Here is an 18,542-nt window from a genome sequence, read left to right on the forward strand (position 1 = left end):
TCTGATTGATTTTTTCTGCTTTCGCGACATTCACGCTCGCTATTTCTAGCCACGTTGTAGTTCAATCAGCTTTAGGGATTGCCCGCAGTTACCCCTCACTACTAGCCAATCACTTGACTAGCAGGGCTTACTGATATATTTAATTAACTTTAGTTATAATCGGTTAAATAAATCGTAACAGTTAATTACCCTACCTCTCGTTTCTTATCTCCTCCAGTGTACCAATAAAATATGTATATAAAATAAACGAATTGTAAAAATACCATAAAAATCAAACTAACTTCCAATTTACAATTCCTCTATACAGTGAAACTCTAATCAGTGGGGTTTTGTTCATCCCCCACTGATTATTAGCCCTCACCAATCGGGCGTTTACGGGTAGCTCGACTCCCACCTAATTTCTTCGCTCCAGCCTAATTTTGAAGTGGGAGTCTTACTGCTCGCAAATAGCGGGATAAAAACAAAAAAGGATGCCTTTACAGGGCATCCTCTTTATGTTCTGGAACAAATAGTTCCAGACAATGATATATATTTTCAAATTCCATTGGGGCATCCCCACCATATTCACCATCTAAATTAATCATTAGTTTATCTGGTGAATGCACTTTAATGCGATTTGCTTGTGTGTATAGCACTTTTGGATTGTTAATATGTTCACCACGCTGCGCTTGTGTTGCTGCTTTAATTAAATCAGCGATGGAGCCTTTTTTCAGTACTAATAAATCAAATAACCCATCGTTAATAGACGCATACGGTGCTACCTTTTCGAATCCACCAACTGAACGAGTATTTGTAATTAAAAACATCGTAATTTCTTCTTGTAGTAACTTCCCATCATACTCGATTTCAACATACGTTGGATGTAATGATGGTAACATTTCGATTCCTTTTAAATAGTAAGCAAGTTGGCCTAATACCGTTTTTAGCTTGCTTGGTACTTCATATGTTAATTCTGTAATACGGCCGCCACCAGCGATATTAATGAAATATGTATCATTCGCTCTACCAAGATCTAACGGTACCGTTGTTCCTTCACAAATAATATCCGCAGCCTCTTCAATAGCACGAGGTACACCGATCGCACGTGCAAAATCATTTGTCGTTCCAACTGGAATAATTCCAAACTTTGGACGATGCTCATGTCCTACTAAACCGTTCACCACTTCATTTAATGTACCATCACCACCAGCTGCGATAACAACATCAAACTTGCGATCCGCAGCTTGCCTCGCTGCCACAGTAGCGTCTCCAGGACCCGTTGTCGCATGACAAGATGCTTCATAGCCAGCTTGTTCTAATTTTTGTAATACTTCTGGTAAGCTCTTCTTAAATAGCTCGCGCCCAGAAGTAGGATTATAAATAATTCTTGCTCGCTTCATCATTTATTAGCACAGGAAATTTCTTTATTCATTGAAAAAGAACATACCGAAACTTTATTCAGTATTCCTATGCCTACCTCCTCTCATCTTCCTATCCTTCTTTTATCCCGCTCAAACAGGCAGTAAGAACCCGATTCGTGTAGTCCATCAAAAGCAATATTCTCTCATAATGGTTTGTTGCTTTATTTGACCAAGAAATTTATGTCTATCCATTCTCTCACATCAATTTACATATAATGAATAATAACTATCTATTATTTCACGAGATGAAAAAACTCTCTATGTCTAGATTTATCATTATTCCCACCTTTTTGCAACTATCATACCATAGTTGCTATACAAACAGTTTTCCACTTTTGACAGTTAATCAAACGTTTGTTTAAACGATTTTGTCTCATTTAAACAAACGTTTGATTAACTCAGAAAAAACACCCAAATACGGGTGTTTTTTCTGTTTAACCTTTAAAAATCTATACTATTTTATCGCTTATTAATTTCTTCAAGTAAGATTTTGTTAACAAGCGGTGGATTAGCTTGTCCTTTTGTCGCTTTCATAATTTGACCAACTAAGAAGCCAATTGCACGGTCTTTACCGTTTTTAAAGTCTTCGATAGATTGCTCATTATTATCAAGGATTTCTGTTACTACTTTACGAAGTGTACCCTCGTCAGAGATTTGAACAAGACCTTTCGCTTTAACGATTTCTTCTGGGTCTCCACCTTTTTCAATTAATTCGTTAAATACTTTCTTCGCGATTTTAGAAGAAATTGTACCTTTTTCAATTAATTGAACCATTTTAGATAAACCAGCAGGCGTTAATGCAACGTCTTTTAATTCTTTTTGTTGTTTGTTTAAGTATGCAAGCACTTCACCCATTAACCAGTTTGATGTTAATTTCGCATCAGCACCGTCTGCAACTGTTGCTTCAAAGAAATCAGACATCTCTTTCGTTAATGTTAATACGTGTGCATCATAAGCTGGTAAGCCAATTTCTGCAACATAGCGAGCTTTACGTGCATCTGGAAGTTCTGGAATAGAAGCACGTACTGCTTCTTTCCACTCATCATCGATGTAAAGTTCAACTAAGTCTGGCTCTGGGAAGTAACGGTAATCGTCAGATCCTTCTTTCACACGCATTAAGATTGTTTTCTTCGTTGCTTCATCATAACGACGTGTTTCTTGTTGGATGATACCGCCAGATAATAATTCTTTTTCTTGGCGTACTTGCTCGTGCTCAAGACCTTTTTGTACGTAAGTGAATGAGTTTAAGTTTTTCAGTTCCGCTTTTGTACCGAACTTCTCTTGTCCAACTGGACGAAGGGAAATATTCGCATCACAACGCAGAGAACCTTCTTCCATCTTACAATCAGATACGCCAGTGTATTGAATGATTGATTTTAACTTCTCTAAGTATGCGTATGCTTCTTCTGGAGTACGCATATCTGGCTCAGATACGATCTCGATTAAAGGCATACCTTGACGGTTGTAGTCTACTAATGAACCATCAGCTGTATGCGTTGATTTACCAGCATCTTCTTCTAAATGAAGACGTGTAATACCGATACGTTTCTTTTTACCATCTACTTCGATTTCAATCCAACCATTTTCTCCAATTGGCTTATCGAATTGAGAGATTTGGTAAGCTTTCGGATTATCTGGGTAGAAATAGTTTTTACGGTCAAACTTTGTTTCCGTTGCGATTTCACAGTTTAATGCCATTGCAGCTTTCATTGCAAAGTTAACTGCTTCTTTATTTAAAGTAGGCAGTACCCCTGGGTATCCTAAGTCAATTACACTTGTTTGTGTATTTGGCTCCGCTCCGAATTCTGTTGGACTCGCAGAGAAAATTTTCGAATTTGTTTTTAACTCAACGTGAACCTCTAAACCAATAATTGTTTCTAAATTCATCTATGCTCGCCTCCTTACAGACTTGCTTTTTTTGTATGATAGTCTGTTGCTTGCTCAAACGCATGTGCAACGCGGTAAATTGTCGCTTCATCGAAGTGTTTACCAATGATTTGTAGACCAAGTGGCATGTTGTTAGCACCGAATCCACATGGAACAGAAATCGCTGGAACACCCGCTAAGTTTACTGGGATTGTTAAAATGTCATTTGCATACATTGTCATTGGATCGTCCACTTTTTCGCCCACTTTAAATGCCGGAGTTGGCGTTGTTGGCCCAATAATAACATCATAGTTAGCAAATACATTTTCAAAGTCGTTCTTAATTAATGTACGTACTTGTTGTGCTTTTTTGTAATATGCATCATAGTAACCAGAGCTAAGAGCAAATGTACCAAGCATAATACGACGTTTTACTTCATCACCGAAACCTTCGCTACGTGTGTTTTTGTAAAGATCTAATAAATTATTTACATTATCAGAACGAACACCGTAACGTACGCCATCAAAGCGTGAAAGGTTAGCAGATGCTTCAGAAGAAGATAGTAAGTAATACGTTGCTAGAGCGTATTTAGAGTGTGGAAGAGATACTTCTTCCCAAGTTGCGCCCATACCTTCTAATACTTTTAAAGCAGCTAATACTGACTCACGAGCTTCCTCGCCAACACCTTCGCCTAAGTATTCTTTTGGTACAGCAATGCGTAAACCTTTAACGTCGCCTGTTAAGCCAGCTAAATAGTTTCCAACTTCAACATTTGCAGAAGTTGCATCCATACGGTCAATACCTGAAATAGCTTGTAATAAGTATGCATTGTCTTCTACTGTACGTGTAATCGGCCCGATTTGGTCAAGTGAAGATGCGAATGCTACTAATCCGTAACGAGATACGCGTCCGTAAGTTGGTTTTAAACCTACAACACCGCAATATGCAGCTGGTTGACGGATAGAACCACCCGTATCAGAACCTAGAGAGAATAATACTTCTCCTGCTGCTACAGCTGCCGCAGAACCACCACTAGATCCGCCTGGAACGTAATCTAAGTTCCATGGGTTTTTCGTAGCATAGAAACCTGAGTTTTCATTTGAAGAACCCATTGCGAACTCGTCCATATTTAATTTACCGATTGTAACTGTGTCAGCAGCTTTTAGCTTTTGCACAACTGTCGCATCATAAATTGGATCAAAGTTTGCTAACATTTTGCTCGCACAAGTAGTACGAAGACCGTTAGTTACAATGTTATCTTTTACACCGATTGGCATACCGAATAATAAACCATTATCTTCAGCACCAATCTTTGCATCTAATTCTTTCGCTTTCGCGCGTGCATTTTCTTCATCTAATGTAAGAAAAGCTTTTACGTTATCTTCAACATCCGCAATACGTTTGTAAGATTCTTCTACTAAATCCGTAACGGAAATTTCTTTGTTGTTTAACTTCTTATGTAACTCTGATACCGAATGATCAAATAATGACATCGAAATTCCCCTCCTCTATTCTAATACTGCTGGAACACGGATTTGATTATCTTTGTGATCCGGTGCATTTTTTAATACTTCTTCTACTGGTAAACCTTTTTCTGGTACATCTTCACGCATAACATTTTTCATAGTTAATACATGAGTTGTTGGTTTTACATCTGTTGTATCTAATTCATTTAACTGTTCTGCAAATGTAACAATTGCATCTAGTTGTTTTTGAAATTTTTCTGCTTCTTGATCAGTAATTGCAAGACGTGCTAAATGTGCAACGTGCTTTACATTCTCAACGGAAATTCTTGACACGGCTAGGCCACCTCCATAATATATCGTTCAATCTACAATACTATTGATGATACCAAATTTTCAGTACTTCAAGCAAGTCAACACATGGCACTTACAGCATTTTTACATAAAAAAAGAAAGGCAAATGCCTTTCTTTACAATTTAGTCTTTATCTAGCGGTTCATTTTTCGGAAATCTCTCGTTATCTTCTTCATTATCACGAATTGTTTTTTGTAATACAAAACAAGACATCGTTAAAAATAATGTTCCAATTAAATAGTATCCTTTTACACTAAGCGTTTCATCTAACGTATAAATCCCAATTAGCATACCTGAAAGCGCACAAACAAATGAAGTCCATGCTAAAAACGTGAACGCTTGCGTATTTCGTCTTCTCATCGTTCTCCCCCTCGTTAGCTGTACACCCATTATAGATAAATATATTTATCATGATGGATTTTTATGTAAATTATCTTTTTCTATTTATTAATCTACCATAAAAAAATTCCATTTTGAATATAATTTTCTGCCTAATCCGAAAAAACAGTTAAAATCATTGACATTTATTTCAATTCCACATAAAATAAAAACAAATATTACGAACCTCGAAATATACGGGAGTGGAAATAATTGTTGCAATATGAACATTTTTTAGACTTACTGCTAGATAACGCCAAGAAACTTTTCTATCCTGAAGAATGGGTAAGCCTTGATTTAACACTTTCCAAGACAGAAGTATTTTGTTTACTTTGGATGGAACGAAATACAAATATCACAATGACAAAAATTGCTGACCTTCTTGATATACCGATGAGTACAACGACAGGCGTTGTAAATCGCCTTGTAAAAAAGGGGTATATTGAACGGTACCGTGATGAAAACGATCGACGTATTGTATTAATTCGTTTAACAGAAAACGGCGTAATGCTCGTTCAAGAGGTAAAACAAAATGCAGCCCATTACTTTAGCCTAGTGACGGAGGCATTGTCAGAGGAAGAAAAAGCATTCTTACTAAAAATCTTCCAAAAAATTATGAATCACATCGCTACGTCACAACAAAAAACAGAAGAAAAGGTTTCTACACCTAAAATGAAAAACATTCCGATTGAATAAAACCCTAGCTGGGTTTTTATTCAATATTTTATTTCGTAACTCGTAATATTCGACACTCGAAACAAAGGGGATATGATGATGAGAATTATTTTATATACAGGTAAAGGCGGCGTAGGAAAAACTAGCATTTCAGCAGCAACGGCACTTCAAAGTGCAAAACGAGGTTTAAAAACTTTAGTAATGAGTACAGATCCCGCTCATAGTTTAGGAGATTCATTTGGTATAAAGCTATCTTCTGAGCCATTAGAAATTCGAGAAAATTTATGGGCACAAGAAATTAATACTATTTATGAAATGGAAAAAGGCTGGGGTAAATTGCAGAAATACATTACACTGCTCTTCACTTCTAAAGCAGCTGATGATATTACGACAGAAGAATTAACGATGTTTCCTGGTATGGAAGATTTAATTAGCTTACTTCGAGTACTCGATTACTATAAACAAAACACCTATGACGTCATCATTATTGATTGTGCACCAACAGGAGAAACTTTAGCAATGCTCAGCTTTCCAGACATGCTCGGCTGGTGGATGGAAAAACTCTTTCCTATTAAAAGAAAGGTTTTAAAAGTCGTCCGTCCTGTAGCACAACCACTTCTCGGCGTCCCTCTCCCAACAGACGATATTATGGATGAATTAACAAATACATTAGAACAACTCGGAGAAATGCGGGATATTTTATCAAACCGAGAAGTAACGAGTATTCGCGTTGTTGTAAATCCTGAAAAAATGGTCATTAAAGAAGCTCAGCGCAGCTTTACGTATTTAAACTTATACGATTACAACGTAGATGCCATTATGATTAACCGCGTCATCCCTAACACTGTCACCGATCCTTACTTTCAAGCATGGAAAGATACACAAAAGAAATATAAAGCATTAATTCAAGATAGTTTTCAGCCACTTCCTATTTACGAAGCCCCGATGTTTGAACAAGAAGTTGTTGGTTTACCTATGTTAGAGCGTGTAGGAAATGCTTTATTTAAAACTGACCCTTGTCCTACTGAAGTAAAATTTAACGGCCGCACACAATATGTGAAAAAAGATGGCGATGAATATATTTTCGTTCTGTCCATTCCCTTCTCAAACAAAAGTGAACTTTCATTAAATCAAAAAGGTGATGAGCTTATCATCCGCGCAGGTTCTGTTAAACGGAACATCACATTACCAAAAACGTTAACACATCTTTCTATTCAAGGAGCAAAATTTGAAGAAGATGTACTAAACATTCGGTTTGGAGGTGTAGTACATGCATGATGAACTACTAAGAAGGGTAATTCGGACAAAGATAAAAGTCGGTATGCATATATTAGAAGAGCTACCTGATCCAATCCAGCAATCAGCTAAGCAAATACTAAATATTTTGCAAGAGGAGCTAGCTGCTTATCCGAAAGAACAAGCGCATCACGAAGATAATTTAAAAAGTTTCATAATTGAATAAGCATCTCTGTATAGAGGGCCTTTTTAGGCTTTCTATACCTTTATTGGAGTGATGTAAGTTGGTGAAAAAACATTCCACTATTATGCTCTGGATTATTCCTTTATTATTTTTCATTCATAACCTTGAAGAGGCTTTCCAGATGCCACAATATCTTGTTAATCAATTTTCAATTCATTTCATAGACAATAAACAATTTATCATTGCAATTACTATATTAACAATCTTTGTTCTACTCATAGTCATTCTATACCAATTACAAATCTTATCTTCTATTTACTGGATTATTTTTATTCAAGGAGCTATTTTCTTTAACGCTGTTCAACATATTATTTTATTTGTTATTTATCGTTCTTATAATCCAGGAGTAATCTCAGCATCTATCATTATCCTATTTTCTCTTTTCTTATTTTCATCAAAGAAACTATTAATCCCTAAAAAGAAATTAGCAATTACACTCATTTTTAGTTTAATCTCTTACCCAATCATAATTTGGATCTCCTTATTATTAGCTAGCTGCTTTAATTAAAAAAAGACCAGAAAAACTCCTGGTCCATCACTCTACTTAACAAACATTGGATTCTACGTTATACAAAATTGGAAGGTACAGAATTAGGGTTTGTTTGTTAAGTAGATTATATGTTGAACGAACTAACAGCGGAGGGGTTCCTTCTGTTAATCCATTAAACCCAATCATTACTTTACAATTTGTTCAAGCTCCTCAAGTGAAAGATCTACTGAAATTGAACCATCATTTGTTTCTTTCTTAATTGCATCTGTTACTTCTTTTGAATGATACAATTCAATTACCTTTTTCAGTGTTGGATCATCTTTATCTTTCGTACGAGCTGCGAAAATATTAATATAAGGCTTCGCATTTTCATTTTTTGGATCTTCTAAGAAAATCGGATCCTTCGCTGGATCTAATCCAGCTTGACCAGCAACACCGTTATTAATAACTGAAGCTGCTACATCTTTTAACACACGAGGTGTTTGTTGTGCGATAACCGGTGTAATTTTTAACTTCTTCGGATTTTCAGCGATACCACTTGGATCTCCAAATAGACCAAAATCTTTCTTAAGCTTTAATAATCCAGCTGCATCAAGTAGTTTTAATGCGCGCGCTTGGTTCGTTGGATCATTTGGAATAGCAATTTCTGAACCATCTGGAATTTCATTTGCTTTCTTATGTTTTTCAGAGTATAAGCCCATTGGTGCAATTTGTGTTGTACCGACAGCTGTAATATCTAGCTTATGCTCTTTTTTAAATTGTTCTAAGAAAGCAATGTGCTGGAATGAGTTTAATTCAATATCTCCATCAGCTAACGCTTTGTTTGGAGTTGTATAATCAGAGAACTCAACTAGTTTAATTTTAATTCCTTCTTTTTCAGCTTTCTTCTTTAAAATTTCCCAAGCGTCTCCATCCGTTCCTGTTACGCCGACGCGAACTACTTTCTCTTTCGCTCCTGCACCCGTGTCTCCACTTGAGCAGCCGCTTAATGCTGAAATCCCTACAATCGCTGATAATGCAAATGCTAAAATTTTCTTCATTTTCTTTTCCCCTCTTCCTTTTTATGATCTGCGTAAAAAGACTTTCGCAAAGTAGTTTCCTAAATTTTGAGCTATCTGTACAAGAATAATAAGTAAAACGACCGTTACAAACATAACTGATGTATCAAAACGTTGATAACCATATGTCATCGCTAAGTCACCAAGACCGCCACCACCGACAAGTCCAGCAACTGCTGAAAATTCAATTAAACCAACTGTCATAAACGTCACACCTAAGATCAATGGCGCTAACGCTTCTGGCACAAGAATTTCAAAAACGATTCTAAGTGGTGAAGCTCCCATCGCTTGCGCTGCTTCAATTACCCCTTTCGGAACAGAAACAAGATTTGTTTCAACCATTCTAGCAATACCAATTGATGCAACTAACGTCATTGGAAAGATTGCTGCCGCTGTTCCAATCGTCGTTCCGATAACACTTCTTGTTATTGGACTTAAAGCTACTAAAAAGATAATGAACGGAACCGGACGAATTGTATTAATAATGACATTAAGAATTGAAAAGACCCATTTATTTTCTAAAAAATTCCCTTTACGTGTTACATATAAAAGTAAACCTAGAGGTATACCAAGAATTGTAGCAAATATAAGGGTTACAATTACCATTAAGAGGGTATCCCCCGTCGCATCTAATATACGAGGCCAAAATATACTCCAATCAACTCGCATGAGCTTCTACCTCCTTCAGCTGCACTTGCAGTCTTAGATGTTGTAATGCTTTTTGAATTTCTCTCTGCTCACCTTGCAGTTCTACAAGAAGATTTCCAAATAAAACATTTTGGAGTTCAATAATATTTCCGTACAGTACATTTACATCAACGTTATAGTTTTTTGCGATATATGATAGTACCGGCTGTCCTGTCTCCTCACCAGTAAAAGTTAGGCGATAAATCTGACCTCCGTTTTGAATTTTCGCTAGAACACTTTCTGGTAAGTGATCATTAATAACAGAACGCACAAAGTTTTGAGTCGTCTTTGTTTTTGGTTGTGTGAAAACATCAAACAGTTTTCCTTCTTCAATAACTCTTCCCTTCTCCATTACAGCTACACGGTGACAAATTTCTTTCACCACATGCATTTCATGTGTAATAAGAAGAATTGTTAAATTATATTCTCGATTTACTTTTTTCAATAAGTTCAAAATTTCTGTCGTTGTTTCTGGATCTAAAGCTGATGTCGCCTCATCACATATAAGAATATCCGGTGATGTTGCAAGTGCTCTTGCAATCCCAACACGTTGCTTTTGTCCGCCTGATAGCTGCTCTGGATAATAGTTTGCTTTATCTTCTAATCCTACAAACTTCAGCAGTTCATTTACCCTTTCTTTGATCTCATTCTTTGGTACTTTCGCTAACTTTAATGGATAAGCAATATTTCCAAACACTGTTCTTGAATTAAATAAATTAAAGCTTTGAAAAATCATCCCGATTCTTTGTCTTAATTTACGTAATTCTTTCGTCGACAATGATGTAATATCTTTATCATCTATCGAAATCGTTCCCGCAGTTGGTCTTTCCAACATGTTTACTAAGCGTAATAACGTACTCTTTCCAGCGCCACTAAAACCGATAATGCCAAAAATTTCGCCCTTCTCAACTGATAACGTTACATCCTCCACCGCATGAACAGATTGCCCACCTGATTCATATACTTTACTTACATTGTTAAAAGAAATCATTTTCTTCCCTCCTATATGCTATAAAAACTTGAAGGAGAGCTTTCGAGGTAAAATAAAAAGTGCTCTCCTTCTTATCAACCATAAAGATAAGAAGGAGAGCACTTATATGTACTCATTCACATCTTCTCATCTTCCAAGCCTTTATAGGCTTGCTGGAGTTAGCACGGTATTAAAAAAACCCGTTGCTGAGGTATCGTAGGGCCAGTCCCTCCACCTCTCTGGATAAGAATGTATCGATTTAATTGTCGTTTAATTAATTCTCATTATAGAACTCTGAATAATAAGAGTCAATATATTTTTCGGAAAAATATTAATTATTTCTTTATTGAAATTTTAGAATGAAAAATAATAAAAAAATAGTAATCTTTAAAGTTATGTAAAATTCTTCTCCCTCATATTTTTAAACAGGAGAATCTTCTCTATGAATTGAATAACATTATTTGAATATGAAATCGGAGGAAGATAAATATATGAAAACAACTCTTTTACTCGTTGATATTCAAAATGATTATTTTCCAAATGGAAAGATGGAATTGCGTAATCCAGTAGAAGCAAGTGAATACGCTAGTCAGCTACTGCAACACTTTAGAATAAGAAACGAACCTATTTTTCATATCCAACATGTAGCAATAAAAGATGATGCTACTTTTTTTCTACCAAATACAGAAGGTGTACATATTCACAAAAATGTCCGTCCACTTAGAGAAGAAATGGTTATACTCAAACATTATCCAAATAGCTTCCGAGAAACTGATCTTCTAGAACAATTACAGCGTTTAGACATTGAGCACGTCGTCATATGCGGGATGATGACTCATATGTGTATTGATGCTACCGTAAGGGCTGCTTTTGATTTTGGCTTTCAATGTACCGTTATACATGATGCTTGTGCTACAAAAGATCTTTCATTTAAAAACGCTACTATACCAGCTGTTTATATTCACAATACAATTCTGGCAAGTTTAAATGGAGTGTATGCAAATGTAATGAGTACGGAAGAGTTTTTAACTACAAAAAAACACTCCATTCAGTGAGCAAAACCGAAAAGAGTGTTTCTTGTCAAACCATAGATTTTCTTTCAAATTGTATTATACAGGAAATCCTTAAAATGAATACTAAAAAATGTGACTAATAAGTCAACTTTTCTCGTTGTTTTGTTTCTATTTACATGTTTATCCCGCTATTAATAGGGTTTAGCTAGTTCTAATCACCTTATAGTAATATATGGTAATTACTTTCGATCCAAATGAACTAGTTTCCCCTATTATAGGGTAAGTTAAAGCATACATTGTCCAAAACGTTAAATATATATAACTATAAATGGCTATGGAAAAATAAAGCCTGTGTCTTCAATGGCCAAGTACTTTTCGATATAGGCTCTATTATTTGCTGTATCTTTAAAATAACGTTTGATCAAAAACAGGGGTATGTGTAGCAATGGAACAAAAACTTACGTTAAGTATTAGCGGACATAAACTACTGATTTTTATATATTTGAACGATGAATAACTTACCTATTTTCTTGTGTTTGCTCGCGCCATATACAGAAAAATTCAGGAAAACGTAACGTATTATTTATCTGTTTGTTTTTGCTTCTTTTTCAAATACTCCGCACGCAATTTTTCAAGTTGCTGCTTTTTATCAAATTTGGCAGGCGTCTGTTTTTCATGAAACTTTGCCACAGCTACCTGACTTTTGTAATCCAATTGGTATTTTCCCACTTTGTTCACCTACTTTTCTTGTCTTTAAAGAGAATCTATTCAACAAATATAATATACCTTATTTTACTGAAATAAACCTTATTACTTTATTAGTTTTTCTACTTATATCTATCTTAATCCACATGTAGAAAGTTTTTCAAAAAAAGAGATCTTCGCAGACTGCGAAGATCTCTTCTACTATTTCTTATAAAGTTTCAGAAGTAGTTTTTGCTTGCATGTGAAGTGCTAAGTAATCAGGGCCACCAGCTTTAGAGTCTGTACCAGACATGTTAAAGCCACCGAATGGTTGGTAACCTACGATTGCACCAGTACATCCACGGTTGAAGTATAAGTTACCAACGTGGAATTCTTCACGTGCTTTTTCAATATGGTCACGGTTGTTAGAAACAACTGCTCCTGTTAAACCGTATTCTGTATTGTTTGCAATTGCAAGTGCATGATCAAAGTCTTTTGCTTTACAGAATGCTACTACTGGTCCGAAGATTTCTTCTTTCATTAAGCGAGCATCTTCTGCAACGTCAGCAACGATTGTTGGTTGGATGAACCAGCCTTTAGAATCGTCTCCTTCGCCACCTGCTAGAATTCTACCTTCTTCTTTACCAATTGCAACATAGCTCATTACTTTATCGAATGCAGCTTGGTCATTAACAGGACCCATGTTTGTACCTAATACAGCTGGGTTAGCAACTGTTAATTCTTTTGTTAATTCAACAGCACGATTTAATACGTGATCGTATACATCTTCATGGATTACTGCACGAGAACATGCAGAACATTTTTGTCCTGAGAATCCGAATGCTGATGCAACGATAGATTTAGCTGCTAATTCAAGATCTGCTTCTTTATCAACAACGATTGTATCTTTACCGCCCATTTCAGCGATAACACGTTTTAACCAAATTTGTCCTGGATTTACTTTTGCTGCACGCTCATAAATACGAATACCTACATCGCGTGATCCAGTGAAGCTAACAAAACGTGTACGAGGGTGATCTACTAAGTAGTCACCAACTTCAGAACCATTACCTGGAACGAAGTTTACTACGCCAGCTGGTAAGCCAGCTTCTTCTAATACTTCCATAAATTTCGCTGCTACTACAGGAGTTGTACTAGCTGGTTTTAGTAATACTGTGTTACCAGAAACTAAAGCAGCTGTTGTCATACCCGCCATAATTGCGAATGGGAAGTTCCAAGGAGAAATGATAACACCTACTCCTAATGGAATGTAAGAGAAACGATTATATTCAATTGGACGGCTTTCTACTGGAATACCGTCTTTTAATTTTAACATTTGACGACCATAATATTCCATAAAGTCGATTGCTTCTGCTGTATCAGCATCTGCCTCATTCCATGGTTTACCTGCTTCTTTTACAAGAATAGCAGAGAACTCATGTTTTCTACGACGAACGATTGCTGCAGCACGGAATAAAATGTCTGCGCGCATTTCTGGTTTTGACTTTCTCCAAGTTTGGAATGTTTCATCCGCTACTTGCATTGCTTTTTCAGCTAATTCACGGCTTGCTTTTGAAACGCGACCAACAAGTTCCTCTTTATTTGCAGGGTTTACAGAAACAATTTTGTCTTCTGTAGTGATTTTTTCTCCCCCGATAATTAATGGATAGTCTTGTCCAAGATAAGATTCTACTTTCTTTAAACCTTCTTCAAACGCTAATTTGTTAGCCTCTACTGAAAAATCTGTAAATGGCTCATGTTTGTATGCTACTACCATTTTTTTAGCCTCCCCTTAGAAAAACGTTTACATTTTACAACATTATTCTACACGATAATTTAGATTTATTCAAATATTCCTAGACTTATATTTTAAAAATTAATTAATTTTTAAAATATAATAAAAAAAGTAGATTCATACATACGTATGAATCTACAAAACATGAGTATATTCCAAAATATTTTTCCCTATTAATAAAATAGTAACTAACAAAAATAAAGTCCTTACATATCCAACACCTTTTTGAATAGCAAACTTCGATCCAAAATAAGCACCTAAAATCATTGATAACCCCATAATAATACCGTATTCAAAATGAATTACATCTAAAAATAAAAAAGTAATTAAAGATACTATATTACTAACGAAATTCAAAAGTTTTCCAGATGCTGCCGCTTGAATAAAATCCAAACCAATTAATAAAAATGCAAAAATTAAAAAAGATCCTGTCCCCGGTCCAAAAAAACCATCATAAAACCCTATCATTAAAATAACTAAGAAAAATATTAATGTTTTTCCTTTTGTCATCTTTTTATAGGTAGATACACTTCCCCAATCTTTTTTTGAAATAATAAAAATAGCAATAAAAACCAACATTACGAGTACTAGTGGACGCAAAATATCAGATGGAATAAATTTTACTACTAAAGCACCTGCGACTGCTCCAATGATAGTTAATGGGATTAACTTTCCTACAATTTTAAAATCGACCTTTCCTGATCGAATAAAATAAACTGCACTCGTGAACGTCCCCATTGTTGCAGCTAATTTATTCGTTGCAATTGCCGAAGCTGGTGATAAGCCAACAAACATAAGTGCAGGAAGCGAAATTAATCCTCCACCTCCAACAACCGAATCAATAAAAGCTGCTAAAAAACCGAATGCAATTAATAAAATAATGACTTGAAAGCTTAGTTCATCCATAACTTTTCCCCTTACCCCTTTATTTATAACATTTTAAATTATAACAAAATTCTTCAAGAAAAAAAGCTGTTCCATAAAGGAACAGCTCTCTTATTTAATCTAAAATTTTCACAAATGGTTCATCTTGCTTTGCTTCACGTATAATAATAGCTTCTGGGCGTTCTACAGATTTAATTGTTACTTGTACTTTCATATAATTCGGGAAGTATTCCATAACAAGCCCTGCTACATATTGTGTAAAACCAATTATTTCAGCTTTCCCATTAAATTGGACAGGAATTTCAAGCTTCATTTCTTTTAGTTCATCATCTTTATACATACCAGTACCGATAACAGCCGTATAGTCACCTTGGAAGTAATCGCTTAGTTTTGCTTTAAAGTTTGATACTCTTGCAAGATCTTCACGTTTATTATCTGTTTTCGCTTGTTCAGATGGGAACAAATAATATTTCTCATTAATTTGTTTCCAATCCTCAACCGCTTCGCTACCTTTTTCTACATTCGCATAAGAAACAAAATTACCCGGCACGAGTGAAGACTTTGGAGCTTGGCGATAAATCGCAAATGTTATCGGGACATTTTTTGTGCTAGGGTCTTTTTGATGCATGACTTTCAAGATTTCTTGTGCCATTTTTTTCCCTTCAGCTAACATTTTTTCATCCGGGATTGTAGCCTCACGCGGATAGCCATGCTCTTCCTCATAATATTGAACAGAATTCATCGCTAATCCAACTACAATGCCACCACGTTCAACATCTTTCTCGCCTTTTTTCACATAATAATCATGCTCTAAAATATTTGAAATATATATTGGATTTTTTTTATTTTTCACTTCTAGTGATTCGGATCCTTCACCTAACGCTGGGTTTAACCCTATGTTAGGAAATTTAACCGCATCTTTTTTTAAACTGTCCTCTAGTTCTTTTTGTTCAGCATCTGTACGCTTTCTTTTGACAAGCATTTGTACAGTTTTTGCATCTAGAACGCTACCGCCTTTAAAGAAATAATCTTTCGTACTAAATGATTCTTTCGCAATACGCATTAATCCTGTTTCAAATTCATCTATATCAAGGCGAGTATTTAATCCTTGTACAACTAAACCACGTGCAGCTCCTGCGTCAAATGGAACAGTCGTCTTATAATATTCATCCGAAATAGAGTATTTTGGAACGATTGCTTGCTCTTTTGCTTTCCCCGATTTCTCAACCACTTTTTCATCTTTGTCGGCACCTGCGCTACACCCACTTACAAGTAGGCCAAGGCTTAATACCGCTAATGCTATTTTTTTCATGGTAAGTTTGCACCTCTTACTTATTTAGCTCTTGTAAGAACCTCTCTTCATTCCAAACTTCAACATTGTGCTTCTCTGCTTGCGCTAATTTTGAGCCAGCAGCTTCACCAGCAACAACTAAATCCGTACTTTTGCTAACACTTCCTGTTACTTTTCCACCTAATGCCTCAATCTTCTTCTTCGCTTCACTGCGTCCCATAACTGTTAATTTCCCTGTTAAAACGACAGTTTTTCCTGCGAAGTACGATTCAACATTTTGTAAATCAGCAATTTTTATACCTTTGTATGCCATATTCACGCCATACTCTTTAAATTGTTGTAATAACTCTAATACGTCTTCATTATCAAAATATGTTACAACAGATTGGGCCATTTTTTCACCAATTTCATTAATTGCTTTTAGTTCTTCTTCCGTTGCTTTCACAAGCGCATCCATCGTTTCAAAATGCTCCGCAAATGTACGTGCTGCTTTTGCCCCGACGTGACGAATTCCAAGACCAAATAGTAATCGCTCTAATGAGTTTTCTTTAGAATTCTCAATTGCTTGTACTAAATTTGTTGCTGATTTTTCACCAAAACGCTCTAATTGTAGTAATTGTTCTTTCGTCAATGCATATAAATCTGCAAACGTACGAATATAATCTGCATCAAAGAGCTGTGTAATGACACGCTCTCCAAGTCCGTCAATGTTCATTGCATTTCTTGAAACGAAATGAATTAATCCCTCGCGAATTTGGGCAGGACAAGTTGGATTTATACAACGAAGTGCTACTTCTTCTTCTAAACGAACTAGCTCACTCTCACATGCTGGACAATGCGTCGGCATGCGATATTCTTCTTCCTCACCAGTACGCTTATCCAAAATAACGTTCACAACTTCAGGAATAATATCTCCGGCCTTTTTCACAACAACATAGTCGCCAATTCGAATGTCTTTTTCACGAATTAAATCCTCGTTATGTAAAGAGGCACGACGAACGATCGTACCAGCCACTCGTACTGGCTCTAGCTCTGCAGTCGGTGTTACAACCCCTGTACGACCAACACTTAATTCAATCCCTGTTAACCTTGTTACAACTTCTTCAGCCGGGAATTTATAAGCAATCGCCCATCTCGGACTCTTTGCTGTAGTTCCTAAACTTTCTTGAAGAGCAACATCATCTACTTTTATAACGATTCCATCAATCTCATAATCAAGATTCGGACGTTTTTCCTGCCATTCTTCTACATAAGCTATAACCTCTTCGATTGTTTCACATATACGGCGATTTGGGTTTGTCTTAAATCCAAGCTCACCTAAGAAATCAAGTGATTCACTATGCGATGGGATCGTTTTTTCTTCTACATTCGCAAGACCGTACACAAACATAGATAGGTTACGCTTCGCTGCAATTTTTGTATCTAGTTGACGTATCGAACCTGCTGCTGCATTACGTGGATTCGCAAATACATCTTCACCATTTTGCTCTTTTTCTTCATTCAATTTAACAAATGAACGCTTCGGCATATAAGCCTCGCCGCGTGCTTCTAACGTTACTTCTTCATTTAATCGAAGTGGAATTGCTTTAATCGTTTTTAAATTTTGGGTAATATCTTCCCCCGTTACACCATCACCACGTGTTGCGCCTTGAATAAAGCGTCCTTTTTCATAATGAAGTGAAACAGCAAGCCCGTCAATTTTTAATTCGCATATATATCTTACATTCGCATCATCAATTCCTTGATGTACTCTTCGGTCAAAATCACGTAGATCACCTTCATTAAATGCATTTCCTAAACTTAACATCGGTGACTTATGTGTTACTTTTTCAAATATATCAAGTACAGTTCCCCCAACGCGAATGGAGGGAGAGTCTTCACTCATAAACTCTGGGTTCTCTTCTTCTAATTTTATAAGCTCCTGCATATTACGGTCATATTCCGCATCAGAAACAGAAGGATTGTCTAATACGTGATATTGATAGTTAAATGTATTTAACAAATCACGTAGTTCTTCTATACGCTTTTTTGTTATCTCTTTTGACATATCCTC

18 protein-coding genes and 1 riboswitch are annotated in these 18,542 nt (G+C 36.0%); of the genes, 5 read left to right on the top strand and 13 right to left on the bottom strand.

Features of this window, described 5'->3' with window-relative positions:
- Positions 1–476 precede the first annotated feature (476 nt).
- The 5 genes from MR065_RS22900 to MR065_RS22920 form a co-directional block, all read right to left on the bottom strand.
- Positions 477–1,382, bottom strand: a complete 906-nt coding sequence (locus MR065_RS22900) for a diacylglycerol kinase (protein ID WP_097904978.1) — start codon at positions 1,380–1,382, stop codon at positions 477–479.
- 477 nt (positions 1,383–1,859) lie between these two features.
- Positions 1,860–3,287 carry an Asp-tRNA(Asn)/Glu-tRNA(Gln) amidotransferase subunit GatB gene (gene gatB, locus MR065_RS22905; RefSeq protein WP_001047683.1) on the bottom strand — a complete coding sequence of 476 codons (1,428 nt, stop codon included), beginning with the start codon at positions 3,285–3,287 and terminating at the stop codon, positions 1,860–1,862.
- Between the two features lie 14 nt (positions 3,288–3,301).
- The gene (gatA, locus tag MR065_RS22910; RefSeq protein ID WP_000051449.1) at positions 3,302–4,759 is read right to left on the bottom strand and encodes an Asp-tRNA(Asn)/Glu-tRNA(Gln) amidotransferase subunit GatA; all 1,458 of its coding nucleotides are present in this window, start codon (positions 4,757–4,759) and stop codon (positions 3,302–3,304) included.
- Positions 4,760–4,774: 15 nt separating this feature from the next.
- Positions 4,775–5,065: an Asp-tRNA(Asn)/Glu-tRNA(Gln) amidotransferase subunit GatC gene (gene gatC, locus MR065_RS22915; RefSeq protein WP_000086999.1), complete on the bottom strand. Its 291-nt coding sequence runs from the start codon at positions 5,063–5,065 to the stop codon at positions 4,775–4,777.
- Positions 5,066–5,206: 141 nt separating this feature from the next.
- A complete protein-coding gene (locus tag MR065_RS22920; RefSeq protein WP_001254392.1) occupies positions 5,207–5,443 on the bottom strand; it encodes a YiaA/YiaB family inner membrane protein in 237 nt (78 codons plus the stop codon).
- A gap of 231 nt (positions 5,444–5,674) precedes the next feature.
- On the opposite strand from MR065_RS22920, the gene MR065_RS22925 reads away from it, so the two are divergent.
- The 4 genes from MR065_RS22925 to MR065_RS22940 all read left to right on the top strand — a co-directional run bounded on the left by MR065_RS22925 (position 5,675) and on the right by MR065_RS22940 (position 8,124).
- Positions 5,675–6,157 (top strand): MarR family winged helix-turn-helix transcriptional regulator, encoded by a 483-nt coding sequence (locus tag MR065_RS22925; RefSeq protein ID WP_242215173.1) that lies wholly within the window; start codon positions 5,675–5,677, stop codon positions 6,155–6,157.
- 75 nt (positions 6,158–6,232) lie between these two features.
- Positions 6,233–7,414 (top strand): ArsA family ATPase, encoded by a 1,182-nt coding sequence (locus MR065_RS22930; RefSeq protein ID WP_097904980.1) that lies wholly within the window; start codon positions 6,233–6,235, stop codon positions 7,412–7,414.
- On the top strand, positions 7,407–7,598 hold the full coding sequence (locus tag MR065_RS22935; protein ID WP_242215174.1) for a DUF3926 domain-containing protein: 192 nt from the start codon (positions 7,407–7,409) through the stop codon (positions 7,596–7,598). The genes MR065_RS22930 and MR065_RS22935 overlap by 8 nt, the downstream gene beginning before the upstream one ends.
- 82 nt (positions 7,599–7,680) lie before the next feature.
- Positions 7,681–8,124 (top strand): HXXEE domain-containing protein, encoded by a 444-nt coding sequence (locus tag MR065_RS22940; RefSeq protein ID WP_242215187.1) that lies wholly within the window; start codon positions 7,681–7,683, stop codon positions 8,122–8,124.
- A gap of 167 nt (positions 8,125–8,291) precedes the next feature.
- Here MR065_RS22940 and MR065_RS22945 read toward each other — a convergent pair whose 3' ends face one another.
- Genes MR065_RS22945 through MR065_RS22955 form a run of 3 tightly spaced genes read right to left on the bottom strand, consistent with a single transcriptional unit; the run spans position 8,292 to position 10,842 of the window.
- Positions 8,292–9,146 (bottom strand): MetQ/NlpA family ABC transporter substrate-binding protein, encoded by an 855-nt coding sequence (locus MR065_RS22945; RefSeq protein WP_242215175.1) that lies wholly within the window; start codon positions 9,144–9,146, stop codon positions 8,292–8,294.
- A gap of 21 nt (positions 9,147–9,167) precedes the next feature.
- Complete coding sequence (locus MR065_RS22950) at positions 9,168–9,833, bottom strand: methionine ABC transporter permease (protein WP_001261873.1); 666 nt, start codon at positions 9,831–9,833, stop codon at positions 9,168–9,170.
- Positions 9,823–10,842: a methionine ABC transporter ATP-binding protein gene (locus MR065_RS22955; RefSeq protein ID WP_098269725.1), complete on the bottom strand. Its 1,020-nt coding sequence runs from the start codon at positions 10,840–10,842 to the stop codon at positions 9,823–9,825. The genes MR065_RS22950 and MR065_RS22955 overlap by 11 nt, the downstream gene beginning before the upstream one ends.
- 123 nt (positions 10,843–10,965) lie before the next feature.
- Positions 10,966–11,071, bottom strand: a riboswitch (SAM riboswitch).
- Between the two features lie 241 nt (positions 11,072–11,312).
- Here MR065_RS22955 and MR065_RS22960 point away from each other — a divergent pair.
- Positions 11,313–11,876, top strand: coding sequence for a cysteine hydrolase family protein (locus tag MR065_RS22960; RefSeq protein ID WP_242215176.1), 564 nt, complete (start codon positions 11,313–11,315; stop codon positions 11,874–11,876).
- A 537-nt stretch (positions 11,877–12,413) separates the two neighbouring features.
- Here MR065_RS22960 and MR065_RS22965 read toward each other — a convergent pair.
- The 5 genes from MR065_RS22965 to ligA all read right to left on the bottom strand — a co-directional run bounded on the left by MR065_RS22965 (position 12,414) and on the right by ligA (position 18,536).
- A complete protein-coding gene (locus MR065_RS22965; RefSeq protein ID WP_000521653.1) occupies positions 12,414–12,563 on the bottom strand; it encodes a hypothetical protein in 150 nt (49 codons plus the stop codon).
- Between the two features lie 184 nt (positions 12,564–12,747).
- Positions 12,748–14,295: an L-glutamate gamma-semialdehyde dehydrogenase gene (gene pruA, locus MR065_RS22970; RefSeq protein ID WP_098769582.1), complete on the bottom strand. Its 1,548-nt coding sequence runs from the start codon at positions 14,293–14,295 to the stop codon at positions 12,748–12,750.
- A gap of 153 nt (positions 14,296–14,448) precedes the next feature.
- Positions 14,449–15,219 (bottom strand): TSUP family transporter, encoded by a 771-nt coding sequence (locus tag MR065_RS22975; RefSeq protein ID WP_097904988.1) that lies wholly within the window; start codon positions 15,217–15,219, stop codon positions 14,449–14,451.
- A 94-nt stretch (positions 15,220–15,313) separates the two neighbouring features.
- On the bottom strand, positions 15,314–16,510 hold the full coding sequence (locus MR065_RS22980; protein WP_242215177.1) for a CamS family sex pheromone protein: 1,197 nt from the start codon (positions 16,508–16,510) through the stop codon (positions 15,314–15,316).
- 16 nt (positions 16,511–16,526) lie between these two features.
- Entirely contained in the window at positions 16,527–18,536 is a 2,010-nt protein-coding gene (gene ligA / locus MR065_RS22985; protein WP_242215178.1) for an NAD-dependent DNA ligase LigA, read from the bottom strand.
- Positions 18,537–18,542 lie beyond the last annotated feature (6 nt).

Origin of the sequence: Bacillus cereus group sp. BfR-BA-01383, assembly GCF_022663495.1 — a bacterium.
In the GTDB taxonomy this organism is placed as follows: Bacteria; Bacillota; Bacilli; order Bacillales; family Bacillaceae_G; genus Bacillus_A; species Bacillus_A cereus_AU.